The sequence below is a fragment of the Pseudomonas sp. 20-5 genome (genome assembly GCF_056782835.1).
Genome location: NZ_CM165584.1, coordinates 1,858,045 through 1,874,307, shown reverse-complemented (window position 1 = coordinate 1,874,307; position 16,263 = coordinate 1,858,045). Strand labels below are relative to the sequence as shown.

Genomic DNA, 16,263 nt, shown 5'->3' with positions numbered 1-16,263 from the left:
CGCCGTCCCGGCGGGACGCCGCGTTGCCGATCGATGCCGCCCCGGCTATCTGCCACGCTTGCGGGCATCCGGCGTTCTCGTTATAAGTCCCTGCAATTCAACGACCGACAAGCCCCATGAGCCAAGCCGACCTCCTCGATCAAGACCCCGTATTCCAGCTCAAGGGCAGCATGCTCGCGGTGACCATCCTCGAACTGGCGCACAACGACCTGGCGAGGCTCGAACGGCAACTCGCCGACAAAGTGGCGCAAGCGCCCAACTTCTTCCGCGACACCCCCCTGGTCATGGCCCTCGACAAGCTGCCCGAAGGCGAAGGCCGCCTCGACCTGCCGGCGCTCCTCGAGGTCTGTCGCCGCCACGGCCTGCGCACCCTGGCGATCCGCGCCGGGCGCGAGGAGGACATTGCCGCCGCCCAGGCCCTGGACCTGCCGGTGCTGCCGCCCTCGGGCGCCCGCGAACGACCGCTGGACATCAAGGACAGCGCCCCGCGCAAGCCTGCCGAAGAGCCCAGCCCGAGCGCCGGTGAAGCCAGGCCCGAGCCGGCCAAGGCGGAAGAGAAGCCCGCCGAGCCCGTCAGCCGCCCGACCAAGGTGGTGAAGACCCCGGTGCGCGGCGGCATGCAGATCTACGCCGCCGGCGGCGACCTGATCGTGCTGGCCGCGGTCAGTCCCGGCGCGGAACTTCTCGCCGACGGAAACATCCATGTGTACGGCCCGATGCGCGGACGCGCACTGGCCGGCGTGAAAGGCGACGCCACGGCGCGAATCTTCTGCCAGCAGCTGGCCGCCGAACTGGTCTCCATCGCCGGTAACTACAAGGTCGCGGAGGACCTGCGACGCAGCCCGCAGTGGGGCAAGGCAGTGCACGTCAGCCTGTCGGGTGACGTGTTGAACATCACCCGCCTTTAACGGATACTGCCGCCACTTTCAGGGACCAGAATTCTTACGTTTTTCATTGGGGTGAATCACCTTGGCCAAAATTCTCGTAGTCACTTCCGGTAAGGGTGGCGTCGGTAAAACCACCACCAGCGCAGCTATCGGCACCGGCCTGGCCTTGCGCGGTTTCAAGACCGTCATCGTCGACTTCGACGTCGGCCTGCGTAACCTCGACCTTATCATGGGCTGCGAACGCCGCGTGGTGTACGACTTCGTCAACGTCGTCAACGGCGAGGCCACCCTCACCCAGGCCCTGATCAAGGACAAGCGCCTCGAAAACCTGCATGTCCTGGCCGCCAGCCAGACCCGCGACAAGGACGCCCTGACCAAGGAAGGCGTCGAGAAAGTCATGGCCGAACTGCGCAAGGATTTCGAATACATCATCTGCGACTCCCCGGCGGGCATCGAGAAAGGCGCCCACCTGGCCATGTACTTCGCCGACGAAGCGATCGTCGTGACCAACCCCGAGGTTTCCTCGGTACGCGACTCCGACCGCATGCTCGGCCTGCTGGCAAGCAAGTCGCAGCGCGCCGAGAAAGGCGAGGAGCCGATCAAGGAACACCTGCTGCTGACCCGCTACAACCCGGAGCGCGTCACCAAGGGCGAGATGCTCGGCGTCGACGACGTCGAGGAGATCCTCGCCATCCGCCTGCTCGGGGTGATCCCGGAATCCCAGGCCGTGCTCAAGGCGTCGAACCAGGGCGTGCCGGTGATCCTCGACGAGCAGAGCGACGCCGGCCAGGCGTACAGCGATGCGGTCGACCGCCTGCTCGGCAAGGAAATACCGCATCGATTCCTCGATGTGCAGAAGAAAGGATTCCTGCAAAGACTGTTCGGAGGACGTGAATGAGCCTTTTAGACTTCTTTCGCAGTCGGAAATCGCAGAACAGCGCTTCCATCGCGAAAGAACGACTGCAGATCATCGTTGCCCACGAACGTGGCCAGCGCGCACAGCCGGATTATCTGCCCCAGTTGCAGAAAGACCTGCTGGAAGTGATCCGCAAGTACGTACCGATCGACCAGGAGCAGATCCAGGTGGAACTGGAGAACCAGGGCAACTGCTCGATCCTGGAACTCAACATCACCCTGCCGGATCGTTGATTCGCCCAGGGTCCATACTGCGGCGGCCATTGGCCGCCGCAGTCGTTTCACCGAGCCTGCCCGCCAGGCTCCCTGCCGCCTCCCGGCGATGAGCCCGTTCGCTATGCCGCTGTCCCAGATCCGAATCGTTCACCAGGATGACGCCCTGCTGGTGGTCGACAAGCCCACCCTGCTGCTGTCGGTGCCCGGTCGCGCCGATGACAACAAGGACTGCCTGGTCACCCGCCTGCAGGAAAACGGCTATCCCGAGGCCCGCATCGTCCACCGCCTGGACTGGGAAACTTCCGGCCTGATGGTGCTCGCCCGCGACGCCGACAGCCACCGCGAGCTGTCCCGCCAGTTCCACGACCGCGAGACCGAGAAAGCCTATACCGCCCTTTGCTGGGGCCTGCCGGAACTGGACAGCGGGCGCATCGAACTGCCGCTGCGCTACGACCCGCCGACCAAGCCGCGTCACGTGGTGGACTTCGAGCACGGCCGCCACGCCCTGACCTTCTGGCGCGTGATCGAGCGTCATGAACGCTGGAGCAGGGTCGAGCTGACGCCGATCACCGGCCGTTCGCACCAGTTGCGCGTGCACATGCTCTCCATCGGCCATCCGCTGCTCGGCGACCGCCTCTACGCCAACCCCGAAGCCCTCGCCGCCCACGAACGCCTGTGCCTGCACGCCAGCCTGCTGTGCCTGACCCATCCGCAGAGCGGCGAACGCCTGCGCTTCGAGTCGCCGGCGCCGTTCTGAGCCTTCCCCGCCGCGTCCCGGCCCGCCGGGACGCCGCCCGCCGATTTCCGGTACCCCGTCTTGCCATACAACGACCAGCTTCCGCTTTTTCTGGCCGGCCCCGCCGCCAACGACCTGAACCCCGTCGGACAATACGATAGACTGCATGGATTGCCGTCCGGAGCCACTATGCGCGCAGAACTCAACCAGGGCCTGATCGATTTCCTCAAGGCCTCGCCCACGCCTTTCCATGCCACCGCCAGCCTCGCCCGCCGCCTGGAAGCCGCCGGCTACCGCCGCCTCGACGAGCGCGACGCCTGGCACACCGAAACCGGCGGCCGCTACTACGTGACCCGTAACGACTCGTCGCTGATCGCCATCCGCCTGGGCCGTCGCTCGCCCCTGGAAAGCGGCTTCCGCCTGGTCGGCGCGCACACCGACAGCCCCTGCCTGCGGGTCAAGCCGAACCCGGAGATCGCTCGCAACGGCTTCCTCCAGCTCGGCGTCGAAGTCTATGGCGGCGCCCTCTTCGCCCCCTGGTTCGACCGTGACCTGTCACTGGCCGGGCGCGTCACCTTCCGCGCCAATGGCAACCTGGAAAGCCGCCTGGTCGACTTCCGCAAGGCCATCGCGGTAATCCCCAACCTGGCCATCCATCTCAACCGCGCCGCCAACGAGGGTTGGCCGATCAACGCGCAGAACGAACTGCCGCCGATCATCGCCCAGCTGGCGCCGGGCGAGGCCGCCGACTTCCGCCTGCTGCTCGACGAACAGCTGCTGCGCGAGCACGGCATCACCGCCGACGTGGTACTGGACTACGAGCTGTCGTTCTACGACACCCAGTCCGCCGCGGTGGTAGGTCTCAACGACGAGTTCATCGCCGGGGCGCGCCTGGACAACCTGCTGTCCTGCCACGCCGGCCTGGAAGCCCTGCTCAACGCCGAAGGCGACGAGAACTGCATCCTGGTCTGCACCGACCACGAGGAAGTCGGTTCCTGTTCGCATTGCGGCGCCGACGGTCCGTTCCTCGAACAGGTACTGCGCCGCCTGCTGCCGGAAGGCGACGCCTTCAGCCGGGCGATCCAGCGCTCGCTGCTGGTCTCGGCCGACAACGCCCATGGCGTACACCCGAACTACGCCGACAGGCACGACGCCAACCATGGCCCGGCGCTGAACGGCGGTCCGGTGATCAAGATCAACAGCAACCAGCGCTATGCCACCAACAGCGAAACCGCCGGCTTCTTCCGCCACCTCTGCCAGGACAGCGAAGTGCCGGTGCAGAGCTTCGTGACCCGCAGCGACATGGGATGCGGCTCGACCATCGGCCCGATCACCGCCAGCCAGGTCGGCGTGCGCACCGTCGACATAGGCCTGCCGACCTTCGCCATGCACTCGATTCGCGAGCTGGCCGGTAGCCATGACCTGGCGCACCTGGTCAAGGTGCTCGGCGCCTTCTACGCCAGCAGCGAGCTGCCCTGAGCGCCAGCCGCGCTCACGCCCCGGGCATTCGCCCGGGGCCACTCAGGCGTGCGCAGCGTGCCATTCGCTGCGCAACAGCGTGTAGATCGCATGGTCGTGGGCACGCCCGGCGATGATCTCGTTGGCCCGGATCACTCCGTCGCGCCGGAAGCCCTGGCGCTCGGCGGCGCGCTGGCTGCGCAGGTTCTCGGTGGAACAGCGGATCACCAGGCGCTGCCGGTCGTAGCCAAGGAAACCCAGCTCGATCGTCTTCCCCAACGCCCTGGCCAGCAGCCCGCGCCCTTGCGCAGACGCCGCCAGCCAGTAGCCGATGCTGGCGCTGCGACTGTCCTCGGTGAAGTCGTGCAGGTCGATGACGCCGACCAGGCATCCGGATTCGACGATCCCGCAGCGGCAGCTCCTGCGCTCCGCCCACAACCGCTGGCCTTCGCCAATGAAACGGCGGGTATCGTCCACGCTCTGCGTCAGCGGCACCCACGGCATCCAGGGCGCCAGGTGCTCGCTGTTGGCACGTACCAGGCGGAACAGTTCCTCCGCGCGCGGCTGGTCGAGCAGCTCTAGGTGCAGGTCGGACGAAATCGGCAGTATGAACATGCGAGGGCTCCTTTTCCCGGAGCCCCATCCTCGCAGAAGGTGCCGCAGGTCGTCGACGCGTGGCGTTACTGCGGTACCTCGACGCTGATATGGATGGCGTCGTGGCGCCAGAACTCCAGGTCGCAGTCGATCAGCCGACCACGCTGGTCGCGGTTGATCCGGCTGATGCGCAGGGCCGGGCTGCCCACCGCCACCTTCAGCGGCGCCGCAGCCTCGGCATGCAGTGCGGTGGGCACCATGTCGAAACGCACCCGCCCATAGTGGATGCCGTACTCGCTGGCATAGAGTTCGGTCAGCGAGCGGGTCAGGTCGTGGCCGAGGATTCCGGGGAAGTACTGCGCGTTCAGGTAGTGCTCGACATACAGCACCAGCCGCCCGTCCACCCGCCGCGCCCGGCGGATCTGGTAGACGCTGGACAGCGCCGGCAGCTCCAGCAGCTCGCAGACCGCCGCGCTCGCCGGCATCTGCCGGGCCGACAGAACCTCGGTCGCCGGCACCCGGCCCTGTTCGCTGACCATCGCATGGAAGTGACTGCGGACCAGCGGGTTGTAGGCCAGCCGCTCGGGGGAGACGAACCAGCCGCGGCGCTCCTCACGGTAGATCAGGCCCTGCGACTCCAGTTGGATCAGCGCCTCGCGCAGGGTGATCCGGGTCGTCGCGAACAGCTCGCTGAGCTTGCGCTCGGCCGGCAGCTTGCCACCCGCCGGCAGCAGACCATGGCCGATCTGCTCGCTGAGCGCCCGGCAGATCGCCGTTACGGTGGGTAGCGCTTCGTCACGCATCGACAGCTTCCTTATTGGTCTAGTCCAGCCCCAACAAGGGGCATTTCCGCCGGCCCGCCCTGTGCCTCCGGCTCGTCCGATGCTAGGAAACCCAGATGACCGGGACGTGACAGGTACAAGACAACGGTCTTCCCGGAGGCGCCCGGCGCCCATGGAATCGAGGGCTTAAGCATGGTCTACGCTTCTGCGGATGCAAGCCGCGGCGATGCCAGGCGCGGCTAGCTGACATGAAACCGTCATCCAGCGGCTCTAGATTGGCCTGGGTCTTGCTGATCTAGACCACACCCGCGGCAGTCCCGCCCGAAGGAGCGTCGAGAACTCCCGAGGCTGCCCGACCGAACCTCTCGAACGAAGGAGCACCGAATGAAACGCATGCTTGCTTCATTGCTGGGAACCGCCATCGCCCTCGGCAGCGGCCTGGCGTTGGCCGCCGAAGCGGACCTGCAGGCGCTGGAACAGGCCGCGCGCAAGGAAGGCCAGGTCAACAGCGTCGGCATGCCCGACAGCTGGGCGAACTGGAAGGACACCTGGAAGGACCTTGAGAGCAAGTATGGGCTCAAGCACATGGATACCGACATGAGTTCGGCCCAGGAGCTGGCCAAGTTCAAGGCCGAGAAGGACAACGCCAGCGCCGACATCGGCGACGTCGGCGCCGCCTTCGGCCCCATCGCCGTGCAGCAGGGCGTCAGCCAGCCGTACAAGCCGAGCACCTGGGAACAGATCCCGGCCTGGGCCAAGGACCAGGACGGCCACTGGGCACTCGCCTACACCGGGACCATCGCCTTCATCGTCAACAAACAACTGGTGAAGGACGTACCGCACAGCTGGGCCGACCTGCTGCAGGGCAAGTACAAGGTCACCATCGGCGACGTCAGCGCTGCCGCCCAGGCGGTCAATGGGGTGCTCGCCGCGGCCATCGCCAACGGCGGCGACGAGAAGAACATCAAGCCGGGCCTGGAGTTCTTCGGCAAGATCGCCAAGCAGGGCCGCCTGTCGCTGACCAACCCGGTGATCGCCACCCTGGAAAAGGGCGAGGTCGAAGTCGGCATCGTCTGGGACTTCAACGGCCTCAGCTACCGCCAGCAGATCGACCCGGAGCGCTTCGAGGTTCTGATCCCCTCGGACGGCTCGGTGATCTCCGGCTACACCACCATCATCAACAAGTACGCCAAGCACCCGAACGCCGCCAAGCTCGCCCGCGAGTACATCTTCAGCGACGCCGGACAGATCAACCTGGCCAAGGGCAACGCGCGACCGATCCGCGCCGAGAGCCTGACCCTGCCGGACGACGTGAAGGCCCAACTGCTGCCCAACGAGCAGTACGCCAAGGCCCAGCCGATCAAGGACGCCAAGGCCTGGGAGGAAACCTCCAAGCGCCTGCCGCGGCAGTGGCAGGAAGCGGTGATCATCAACATGCAGTGACGCGGAGCGCGGCCGCCCTCCCCGGCGGCCGCCCCGCATCGACGGATACCCCGAATGCGCCACGACGTCATCCTCGTCCTGCTGGACGGCCTCAACCACAGCGTCGCCCGCGACTGCATGGGGCATCTCCAGGCCCTCTGCGGCGCCGGCCGCGGCCAGTCGTACCGCCTGGAATGCGAGTTGCCTTCGCTGTCCCGGCCGCTCTACGAATGCATCCTCACCGGAGTGCCGCCGATCGATAGCGGCATCCTGCACAACGACGTGGTCCGCCTGAGCCAGGAACAGAGCCTGTTCCACTACGCCCGCGCGGCCGGCCTGAGTACCGCGGCAGCGGCCTACCACTGGGTCAGCGAACTGTACAACCGCGCGCCGTTCGACCCGGCCCGCGACCGCCACACCGACGACAGCGCACTGCCGATCCAGCGCGGACACTTCTACTGGAGCGACCACTATCCGGACTCGCACCTGTTCGCCGACGCGGAAAGCCTGCGCCGCCGGCACGCACCGAACTTCATGCTGGTCCACTCGATGAACATCGACGACGCCGGGCACAGGCACGGCCTCGCCAGCCCCGCCTACCGCAACGCCGCGCGGCGCGCCGACGCACTGCTGTCGGAATACCTGCACCAGTGGCTGGCGGCCGGCTACCAGGTGGCGATCACCGCCGATCACGGAATGAACGAGGACCGCAGCCACGGCGGCATCCTCGAGGAGGAGCGCGAGGTGCCGCTGTTCGTCTTCGGCGACGCCTTCAGCCGCGACGACCTGGCGCAACCGCTGCAGACCGACCTCTGCGGCACGCTCTGCGAAATCCTCGGCGCCGCCCACGACAAACCCGTCTGCCGGGAGCTGCTCGCCCCATGAAACGACTCTCCGGCAAATGGCTGGCGCTGCTGTTCCTGCTGCCCTTCGCGGCGTTCTTCGTGATTTTCCAGATAGCGCCGCTGGCCTGGGTCGCGCTGAACAGCCTGAAGGCCAGCGACGCCTGGAGCCTGGCCAACTACCTCGAGCTGTTCGGCTCGCCCTTCTACCGCCAGGCGATCCGCCACAGCCTGGAGATCGCCGGCTGGTCGAGCCTGCTCGGCCTGCTCATCGCGGTGCTCGGCAGCCATTCGCTGCGCCACGTCGACAGCCGCCTGCGCGACTTCGTCATGGCCTTCTCCAACATGACCAGCAACTTCGCCGGGGTACCGCTGGCGTTCGCCTTCATCATCCTGCTCGGCTTCAACGGCGCGCTGACCCTGTTGCTCAAGCAGGCCGGCTGGATCGACGACTTCAATCTCTACTCGAAGACCGGCCTGATAATCCTCTACACCTATTTCCAGATCCCCCTCGGGGTGATGCTGCTCTACCCGGCCTTCGACGCCCTGCGCGAGGACTGGCGCGAGTCCGCCGCGCTGCTCGGCGCCAACGGCTGGCAGTACTGGCGACACATCGGCATCCCGGTGCTGACCCCGGCGCTGCTGGGCACCTTCGTCATCCTCCTGGCCAACGCCCTCGGCGCCTACGCCACGGTGTACTCGCTGACCACCGGCAACTTCAACGTGATCCCGATCCGCATCGGCGCGCTGGTCGCCGGCGACGTGTTCCCCGACCCGAACATGGCCAGCGCCCTGGCCATGGTGCTGGTCGGCCTGATGACCCTGATCACCCTGGTCCACCAATGGCTGCTGCGCAGGAGCTACCATGTCGCGCGCTGATCGACGTCCTGCCGCGCTCTACCATCGCCTGGTGGTCTGCGCGCTGTTCCTGATCCTGGTCCTGCCGCTGGCGGCGACCCTGCTCTACTCGCTGGCCACCCAGTGGTCGGCGACCCTGCTGCCGGACGGCCTGACCCTGAAGTGGTACCTGACGCTGTGGAGCGACCAGCGCTTCCTGCTGGCCTTCGCCCGCTCGCTGCTGGTCTGCTTCGGCGCCCTGGCGTTCAGCGTGTTGCTGATCCTGCCGCTGATGTTCGTCATCCACTACCACTTCCCGCGCCTGGACGGCGTGATGAACGTGCTCATCCTGCTGCCCTTCGCGGTGCCGCCGATCGTCTCCTCGGTGGGCCTGCTGCAACTCTATGCCAGCGGGCCGCTGGAAATGATCGGCACGCCCTGGGTGCTGGTCGGCTGCTACTTCACCATCGCCCTGCCGTTCATGTACCGGGCGATCACCAACAACCTGCAGGCGATCAACCTGCGCGACCTGATGGACGCCGCCCACCTGCTCGGCGCCAGCACCTGGAAGGCGGCGCTGCTGGTCGTGCTGCCGAACCTGCGCAAGGGCGTGATGGTGGCCCTGCTGCTGTCGTTCTCCTTCCTCATCGGCGAATTCGTCTTCGCCAACCTGCTGGTCGGTACCCGCTACGAGACCCTGCAGGTGTTCCTCAACAACATGCGCAACAGCAGCGGCCACTACACCAGCGCAGTGGTGGTCTCCTACTTCGTGTTCGTCCTGGTCCTGACCTGGGCGGCCAACCGACTGAACAAGGACAAGGCCTGATCATGTCGTTCGTCAGCGTCGAACAGCTCGACAAGAGCTACGGTGCCACCAGCATCTTCCGCGATATCGACTTCGCCGCCGCCCGCGGCGAGTTCGTCACCCTGCTCGGCCCCAGCGGCTGCGGCAAGTCCACCCTGCTGCGCTGCATCGCCGGGCTGACCGAGGTCGACAGCGGGCGCATCCTCATCGACGGCGAGGATGTGGTGCCTTTGCCGCCGCAGAAGCGCGGGATCGCCATGGTGTTCCAGAGCTACGCGCTGTTCCCCAACATGACCGTGCAACAGAACGTCGCCTTCGGCCTGCGCATGCAGAAGGTGCCTGCGACGGAACTGAAGCAGCGGGTCGCCGAAGCCATCGAACTGGTGGAGCTGGGCGAGTACGCCGCACGCTACCCGCACCAACTCTCCGGCGGCCAGTGCCAGCGCGTGGCGCTGGCCCGCTCGCTGGTGACGCGCCCGCGCCTGCTGCTGCTCGACGAGCCGCTGTCGGCCCTCGACGCGCGCATCCGCAAGCACCTGCGCGAACAGATCCGCCGCATCCAGCAGGAGCTGGGGCTGACCACGGTGTTCGTCACCCATGACCAGGAGGAAGCGCTGACCCTGTCCGACCGCATCGTCCTGATGAACGCCGGACGCATCGTCCAGAGCGGCGACGCGGAGACCCTCTACACCGCGCCGGAAAACGCCTTCGCCGCCGGCTTCATCGGCAACTACAACCTGCTCGACGCCGAACAGGCCAGCCGCCTGCTCGGCCAGCCCTGCGCGCAACAGGTGGCGATCCGCCCGGAATCCCTGCGCCTGGGCAACGAACCGAGCGAAGGCGTGCCGGCGCTGGTACGCTCGCACAGTCTGCTCGGCAACGTGATCCGTTACCGCGTCGAGGCCGCCGGGGTGGAGCTCACCGTCGACGTCCTCAACCGCAGCGCAGACCGCCTGTATCCGGCCGGCAGTCAGCTGACGCTGGTCATCGATCGCAACAGTATTCGAGAGGTAGCTTGATGAGCCTGGTGATCTTCGACCTGGACGAGACCATGATCCACGGCGACTGCTCCAGCCTGTGGAGCCAGCGCATGGCGAGTCTCGGCTGGGTCGACGAATCCTTCGTCCGCCGCGACGCCGAACTGATGGAGCAGTACGCCGAAGGCAAGCTGTCCATGGACCTGTACATGGACTACACCCTGCAACCGCTGATCGGTCGCAGCGTCGAGGAAGTCGAGCGGGAAGTGGAGGCCTACGTCGAGGAGGTCATCGAGCCGCTGATCTACAGCGACGCCTGCGCCTGCCTGGCGCGCCACCGCAGCGCCAACGACCGGGTGCTGATCGTCTCCGCATCCGGGGTGCACCTGGTCAAGCCGATCGCGGCGCGGATCGGCGTCGACGAAGTCCTCGCCATCGATCTCGAAGTGCTCGACGGACACTACACCGGCCGCACCCTCGGCACCCTCACCTATCGCGAAGGCAAGGTATTGCGTCTGCTCGACCTGCTGGAAGGAGACGATCGCCAACTGGCCGACGCCTGGTTCTATTCGGACTCGCGCAACGACCTGCCGCTGCTGAAGCTGGTCGGCCATCCGAACACGGTCAATCCGGACCCGACCCTGCTCGCCTACGCCAAGGAAATGGGCTGGCCGGTCAACGCCTGGCGCTGACAGGCTCGCTGCGAAAGCGCGAGCGGATCGCGCTTTCCATCGCGTCGCCGAAGCGGCCCTTCAGGCCAGCGACGGGTCCACCACCAGCACGACCTTGCCCTGCACCTGGTTGCTCGCCAACGCCTCGAACGCCGCCTCGGCGTCGCCGATCGGGAAGGTTCGCTCCAGCTGCGCACGGAGTTTCCCGGCGGAGAACAATGGCCAGACCTTCAACCCCAGCTCGGCGATCAACTGCGCCTTGAACTCGGCATCGCGGGTACGCAGGGTCGAGCCGGTCAACTGGATGCGTTTGCCTAGCAGTTGAGCCAGGTCCAGTTGCGCCTCGCGGCCGCCCATCAGGCCGATGATCACCCAGCGCCCGTCGCGCCGCAGCAACTCCAGGTTCAACCCGGCATAGCGGGCGCCGACCGGATCGAGGATCACGTCGAACGGGGCGAAATCGCGCAGCGATTCCAGGCTCTGCTTGCGCAGCACGCCGCCGGCGGCGCCCAGGGATTCGCAGTAGGCCAGGCGTTCGGCGGAACCGACGCTGACCCAGCAGGGGTTGCCGAACGCCTTGCACAATTGGATGCCGGCCGAACCGACGCCGCTGGCGCCGGCGTGCAGCAGCACTTTCTCGCCGGGCTGCAACGCCGCCAACTGGAACAGGTTCAGCCAGGCCGTGGCGTAGACCTCCGGAATCCCCGCCGCCTCCGCCAGGCTCAGCCCTGCCGGGACCGGCAGTACGTGGCGCGCGTCCACCACCACTTCCTCGGCCATGCCGCCGCCGGCGAGCAGCGCGCAGACCCGGTCGCCGACCTGCCAGGTGCTGCCCGCGCCCACCTCGCTGACCACACCCGCACACTCGAGCCCCAGCGCCGGGCTGGCGCCGGGTGGCGGCGGGTAGAGCCCGGCCTTCTGCAACAGGTCGGCGCGGTTGAGTCCGGCGGCCGCCACGCGGATGCGGATTTCGCCCTGACCGCAGGACGGGGCGGCGATTTCCGACCACTCGACACGACCTTCGATACCTTGCAATGCGTTCACGCTGCCTCCATAGTGGGGTTGTCACGGCCCGATCACCCAGAGTCGGGCTTTTTGCATTGCGCCAAGGGAACCCGGCGCCGGCTAATAAGGCCTAATATGCGTCATTACTCCGCGATCAGTCGAATCAGCATGAAGCGTTTTCTGCCCCGTACCGCCCTGTTGCTCCTCCTCGGCGCCAGTTCGCTGCCGCTGTTCGCCTCGACCGCCGTCTCCGTCGGCAGCGCCCAGAATTCCTGGGACAGCCTGCAGCCGGACCGCGAGCAGGTCATCGCCAGCCTCAACGTCGTGGAACTGCTCAAGCGGCACCACTACAACAAGCCGCCGCTGAACGATGAACGCTCGGCCAAGATCTACGACAGCTACCTGAAGATGCTCGATCCGGCGCGGATGTACTTCACCGCCGGCGACATCGCCGAGTTCGATCGCTGGCGCAACAGGTTCGACGACTTCCTCAAGAGCGGCGACCTCGATCCCGGCTTCGTCATCTACAAGCGCCACCTCGACCGCCTGAAAGGTCGGCTCGACTATGCCCTGGCGATGCTCGACAAGGGCGTCGACAAGATCGACTTCAGCGTCGACGAGAGCCTGCTGATCGACCGCGAAAAGGCCCCCTGGGCGAAGGACACCGCAGAGCTCGACGACCTCTGGCGCAAGAAGGTGAAGGACGAGGTCCTGCGCCTGAAGATCACCGGCAAGGACGACAAGGCGATCCAGGAACAGCTCACCAAGCGCTACAAGAACCAGCTGTCGCGCCTGAAGCAGACCCGCAGCGAAGACATCTTCCAGGCCTACATCAACGCCTTCGCCCAGTCCTACGATCCGCACACCCAGTACCTGTCGCCGGACAACGCGGAAAACTTCGACATCAACATGAGCCTCTCGCTGGAAGGCATCGGCGCGGTGCTGCAGAGCGACAACGACTACGTCAAGGTCGTACGCCTGGTGCCGGCCGGCCCGGCGGCGAAGAGCAAGCAGATCGCCACCTCCGACAAGATCATCGGCGTCGCCCAGGGCAAGGGCGAAATGGTCGACGTGGTCGGCTGGCGCCTGGATGAAGTGGTCAAGCTGATCCGCGGGCCGAAAGGTTCCCAGGTACGCCTGGAAGTGATTCCGGCGAGCAACGCGCCGAACGACCAGACCAGCAAGATCGTCGCCATCACCCGCGAGGCGGTGAAGCTGGAGGACCAGGCGGCGAAGAAATCCATCATCAAGGTCGACCACGAAGGCCGCAGCTACAAGCTCGGCGTGATCGACCTGCCGGCCTTCTACCTGGACTTCAAGGCCTACCGCGCCGGCGACCCGAACTACAAGAGCACCACCCGCGACGTGAAGAAGCTGGTCGCCGAATTGCAGAAGGACAAGGTCGACGGCATCGTCCTCGACCTGCGCAACAACGGCGGCGGCTCCCTGCAGGAGGCCACCGAGCTGACCGGCCTGTTCATCGACCAGGGCCCGACCGTACTGGTGCGCAACAGCGACGGCCGCGTCGACGTGCTCAACGACGACGAAGGCAAGGCCTTCTATACCGGCCCGCTGGCGGTACTGGTCAACCGTCTCTCGGCCTCCGCCTCGGAGATCTTCGCCGGCGCCATGCAGGACTACCACCGCGCGCTGATCCTCGGTGGACAGACCTTCGGCAAGGGCACCGTGCAGACCATCCAGCCGCTCAACCACGGCGAACTGAAGCTGACCCTGGCGAAGTTCTACCGAGTCTCCGGTCAGAGCACCCAGCACCAGGGCGTGATCCCGGATATCAGCTACCCGTCCATCGTCGACGACAAGGAAATCGGCGAAAGCGCCCTGCCCGACTCGATGCCCTGGGACACCATCCGCCCGGTGGTGAAGGACGAGGCCAACCCGTTCAAGCCGTTCCTCGCGCAACTCAAGGCCCAGCACGACGCGCGCACCGAGAACAACGCCGACTTCGTCTACGCCCGCGAGCGCCTGGCGCTGGCCCAGGAGCTGATGAAGGAGAAGACCGTCAGCCTGAACGAGGCCAAGCGCCGCGCCCAGCAGACCAGCATCGAGAACCGCCAGTTGGCCATGGAGAACGCCCTGCGCAAGTCCAAGGGCCAGGAGCCGCTGAAGGAACTCAAGCGCGAGGACGAGAACGCCCTGCCGGAAGAGGACGACAAGACCAAGCCGCAGGACGACGCCTACCTCACCGAGTCCGGGCACATCCTGCTGGACTACCTGAACCTCAACTCGGCGGTGGCCAAGCACTGAGTTCAGCGGGAGCGTCATAAAACAGTCATGGGACTGTCGTGAAATACGGGGCCGGTTGCACAACCGGCCCTTTTTCATTGCGACGAGAGCGTTCCATGACCGTCACCGAGCAGTTGAGCGCCCTGGACAGCATCCTGGCCCACGGCGACCTGCACTGCCTGTTCCAGCCCATCCTCTCGCTTTCCGAACGGCGCCTGGTCGGCTACGAAGCGCTGACCCGCGGTCCGTCCAACAGCCCGCTGCACTCGCCCCTGGCGTTGTTCGCCGTGGCCCGCCAATGCGGACGGCTGAGCGAACTGGAACTACTCTGCCGACAACGCGCCTTCAGCCGCTTCCGCGACATCCAGGGCGACGCCATGCTGTTCCTCAACGTCTCCCCGGAGTCCCTCCTCGAAGCCGGCCATCCGCCCGGCCGCACCCTGCAATTGCTGCAACAGCTGGGGATCTCGCCGAACCGGGTGGTGATCGAACTGACCGAACAGACCCCCATCGACGACTTCGACCTGCTCGACACCGCGCTGCACCACTATCGCGCCATGGGCTTCTCCATCGCCCTCGACGACCTCGGCGCTGGCTACTCCAGCCTGCGCCTGTGGTCGGAACTGCGTCCGGACTACGTGAAGATCGACCGCCACTTCGTCGACGGCATCCACCTGGACACCGTGAAACGCGAGTTCGTCGGCTCCATCCTGAAGATGGCGCGGGCCTCTCGCGCCCAGGTCATCGCCGAAGGCATCGAACTGCCCGAGGAACTCGCGGTACTTAGCGAGATGGGGGTCGACCTGGTGCAAGGCTATCTGTTCGGCCGCCCGCAGGAACACCCGGCGAGCGACGTACAACAGATGCTGCCCAGCGCTGACGCCCCCAGCCAGTCTTCCAGCGACGAGCACGGCGACCTGCGTGCGCTGCTGCTGGAACAGCGCGCGGTCGACGTTCGCACCTCGACCCAGGAAGTGGTGGAAATCTTCCGCCGCCAGGCCAACCTGAACTCCCTGGCGATCCTCGACGAAGAAGGGCGTCCCATCGGCATCGTCCATCGCCACGCGCTCACCGACGCCTTGCTCCGGCCCTTCGCCTGCGACCTGTTCCTGCGCAAGCCGATCAGCCGCCTGATGAGCGACGATTTTCTCGCCGTGGAACTCGGCCAGACCCTGCAGCAGGTCAGCCGCCTGCTGACCAGCCGCGCACGCCAGCGTATCGAGGAAGATTTCATCGTCACCCGCGGCGGGCACTATGCGGGCATGGGACGGGTGATCGACGTGCTCAGGCTGATCACCGAGGAAAAGCTCCAGCAGGCGCGGCACGCCAATCCGCTCACCTTGCTTCCCGGCAACGTGCCGATTCAGCAATGCCTCGAACGCCTGCTGCAACAAAGGCGCGAGGCGGTGATCTGCTACATCGACGTCGACAGCTTCAAACCCTTCAACGATCTCTACGGCTACGCCCGCGGCGACGAGGTCCTGCTGTGCCTGGCACAGTGCCTGAGCGAACGGATCGACCCGGGCAGCGACTTCGTCGGCCACATCGGCGGCGACGACTTCATGCTGGTGCTCGGCCCCGAGGACTGGCGCACACGGATCGACCGGTTGCTGGAAACCTTCCAGAGCCAATGCCGGCGCTTCTACAGCCGCGAGCACCTGGAAGCCGGCTGTTTCGTTGCGCACAACCGCCATGGCCAGCGCGAGGAGTACCCGCTGCTGTCATTGTCCGTCGGCGTGGTGCACCTACCGGCCGAAGCCTGCCAGGGAATGGATGCCGCGCACCTGGCGACGCTGGCCTCCGAGGCCAAGCGCCAGGCCAAGGCGGTGCCAGGCTACAGCCTGCACCTGATCGAGGCCGCCTGAACCGTTC

16 protein-coding genes are annotated in these 16,263 nt (G+C 66.2%); 13 read left to right on the top strand and 3 right to left on the bottom strand.

Going from position 1 to position 16,263, the window contains the following annotated elements:
- The first annotated feature begins 116 nt into the window (after positions 1-116).
- The 5 genes from minC to AC1RB9_RS08750 all read left to right on the top strand — a co-directional run bounded on the left by minC (position 117) and on the right by AC1RB9_RS08750 (position 4,233).
- Positions 117-908 carry a septum site-determining protein MinC gene (gene minC / locus AC1RB9_RS08770; protein ID WP_003114802.1) on the top strand — a complete coding sequence of 264 codons (792 nt, stop codon included), beginning with the start codon at positions 117-119 and terminating at the stop codon, positions 906-908.
- Positions 909-969: 61 nt separating this feature from the next.
- Positions 970-1,785, top strand: a complete 816-nt coding sequence (gene minD / locus AC1RB9_RS08765) for a septum site-determining protein MinD (RefSeq protein ID WP_003091579.1) — start codon at positions 970-972, stop codon at positions 1,783-1,785.
- A complete protein-coding gene (gene minE, locus AC1RB9_RS08760; protein ID WP_003091581.1) occupies positions 1,782-2,036 on the top strand; it encodes a cell division topological specificity factor MinE in 255 nt (84 codons plus the stop codon). The genes minD and minE overlap by 4 nt, the downstream gene beginning before the upstream one ends.
- Positions 2,037-2,139: 103 nt before the next feature.
- Entirely contained in the window at positions 2,140-2,775 is a 636-nt protein-coding gene (locus AC1RB9_RS08755; protein ID WP_003114801.1) for an RluA family pseudouridine synthase, read from the top strand.
- A 168-nt stretch (positions 2,776-2,943) separates the two neighbouring features.
- On the top strand, positions 2,944-4,233 hold the full coding sequence (locus AC1RB9_RS08750; RefSeq protein ID WP_003452849.1) for a M18 family aminopeptidase: 1,290 nt from the start codon (positions 2,944-2,946) through the stop codon (positions 4,231-4,233).
- 42 nt (positions 4,234-4,275) lie between these two features.
- On the opposite strand, the gene AC1RB9_RS08745 is transcribed toward AC1RB9_RS08750, so the two are convergent.
- Positions 4,276-4,827, bottom strand: coding sequence for a GNAT family N-acetyltransferase (locus tag AC1RB9_RS08745; protein ID WP_003114799.1), 552 nt, complete (start codon positions 4,825-4,827; stop codon positions 4,276-4,278).
- Positions 4,828-4,892: 65 nt separating this feature from the next.
- Entirely contained in the window at positions 4,893-5,609 is a 717-nt protein-coding gene (locus AC1RB9_RS08740) for a UTRA domain-containing protein (protein WP_003091585.1), read from the bottom strand.
- Positions 5,610-5,972: 363 nt separating this feature from the next.
- On the opposite strand from AC1RB9_RS08740, the gene AC1RB9_RS08735 reads away from it, so the two are divergent.
- Genes AC1RB9_RS08735 through AC1RB9_RS08710 form a run of 6 tightly spaced genes read left to right on the top strand, consistent with a single transcriptional unit; the run spans position 5,973 to position 11,163 of the window.
- Positions 5,973-7,031: an ABC transporter substrate-binding protein gene (locus AC1RB9_RS08735; protein ID WP_003091586.1), complete on the top strand. Its 1,059-nt coding sequence runs from the start codon at positions 5,973-5,975 to the stop codon at positions 7,029-7,031.
- A gap of 54 nt (positions 7,032-7,085) precedes the next feature.
- The gene (locus tag AC1RB9_RS08730) at positions 7,086-7,895 is read left to right on the top strand and encodes an alkaline phosphatase family protein (protein ID WP_003114798.1); all 810 of its coding nucleotides are present in this window, start codon (positions 7,086-7,088) and stop codon (positions 7,893-7,895) included.
- Entirely contained in the window at positions 7,892-8,731 is an 840-nt protein-coding gene (locus AC1RB9_RS08725) for an ABC transporter permease (RefSeq protein ID WP_003091588.1), read from the top strand. Before AC1RB9_RS08730 ends, AC1RB9_RS08725 begins: the two co-directional genes overlap by 4 nt.
- The gene (locus AC1RB9_RS08720; protein ID WP_003091589.1) at positions 8,718-9,515 is read left to right on the top strand and encodes an ABC transporter permease; all 798 of its coding nucleotides are present in this window, start codon (positions 8,718-8,720) and stop codon (positions 9,513-9,515) included. The genes AC1RB9_RS08725 and AC1RB9_RS08720 overlap by 14 nt, the downstream gene beginning before the upstream one ends.
- A gap of 2 nt (positions 9,516-9,517) precedes the next feature.
- Positions 9,518-10,513 carry an ABC transporter ATP-binding protein gene (locus AC1RB9_RS08715; protein WP_003162228.1) on the top strand — a complete coding sequence of 332 codons (996 nt, stop codon included), beginning with the start codon at positions 9,518-9,520 and terminating at the stop codon, positions 10,511-10,513.
- Positions 10,513-11,163, top strand: a complete 651-nt coding sequence (locus tag AC1RB9_RS08710; protein ID WP_003091591.1) for an HAD family hydrolase — start codon at positions 10,513-10,515, stop codon at positions 11,161-11,163. Before AC1RB9_RS08715 ends, AC1RB9_RS08710 begins: the two co-directional genes overlap by 1 nt.
- A gap of 60 nt (positions 11,164-11,223) precedes the next feature.
- Here the strand turns inward: AC1RB9_RS08710 and AC1RB9_RS08705 are convergent, their stop codons facing one another.
- Complete coding sequence (locus AC1RB9_RS08705) at positions 11,224-12,186, bottom strand: NAD(P)H-quinone oxidoreductase (RefSeq protein ID WP_003119687.1); 963 nt, start codon at positions 12,184-12,186, stop codon at positions 11,224-11,226.
- A gap of 129 nt (positions 12,187-12,315) precedes the next feature.
- On the opposite strand from AC1RB9_RS08705, the gene AC1RB9_RS08700 reads away from it, so the two are divergent.
- Together AC1RB9_RS08700 and AC1RB9_RS08695 are read left to right on the top strand one after the other, a co-directional pair.
- Positions 12,316-14,412, top strand: a complete 2,097-nt coding sequence (locus AC1RB9_RS08700) for a carboxy terminal-processing peptidase (RefSeq protein WP_003091593.1) — start codon at positions 12,316-12,318, stop codon at positions 14,410-14,412.
- A gap of 95 nt (positions 14,413-14,507) precedes the next feature.
- The gene (locus AC1RB9_RS08695) at positions 14,508-16,256 is read left to right on the top strand and encodes a bifunctional diguanylate cyclase/phosphodiesterase (RefSeq protein WP_003452866.1); all 1,749 of its coding nucleotides are present in this window, start codon (positions 14,508-14,510) and stop codon (positions 16,254-16,256) included.
- The last annotated feature ends 7 nt before the right edge of the window (positions 16,257-16,263 follow it).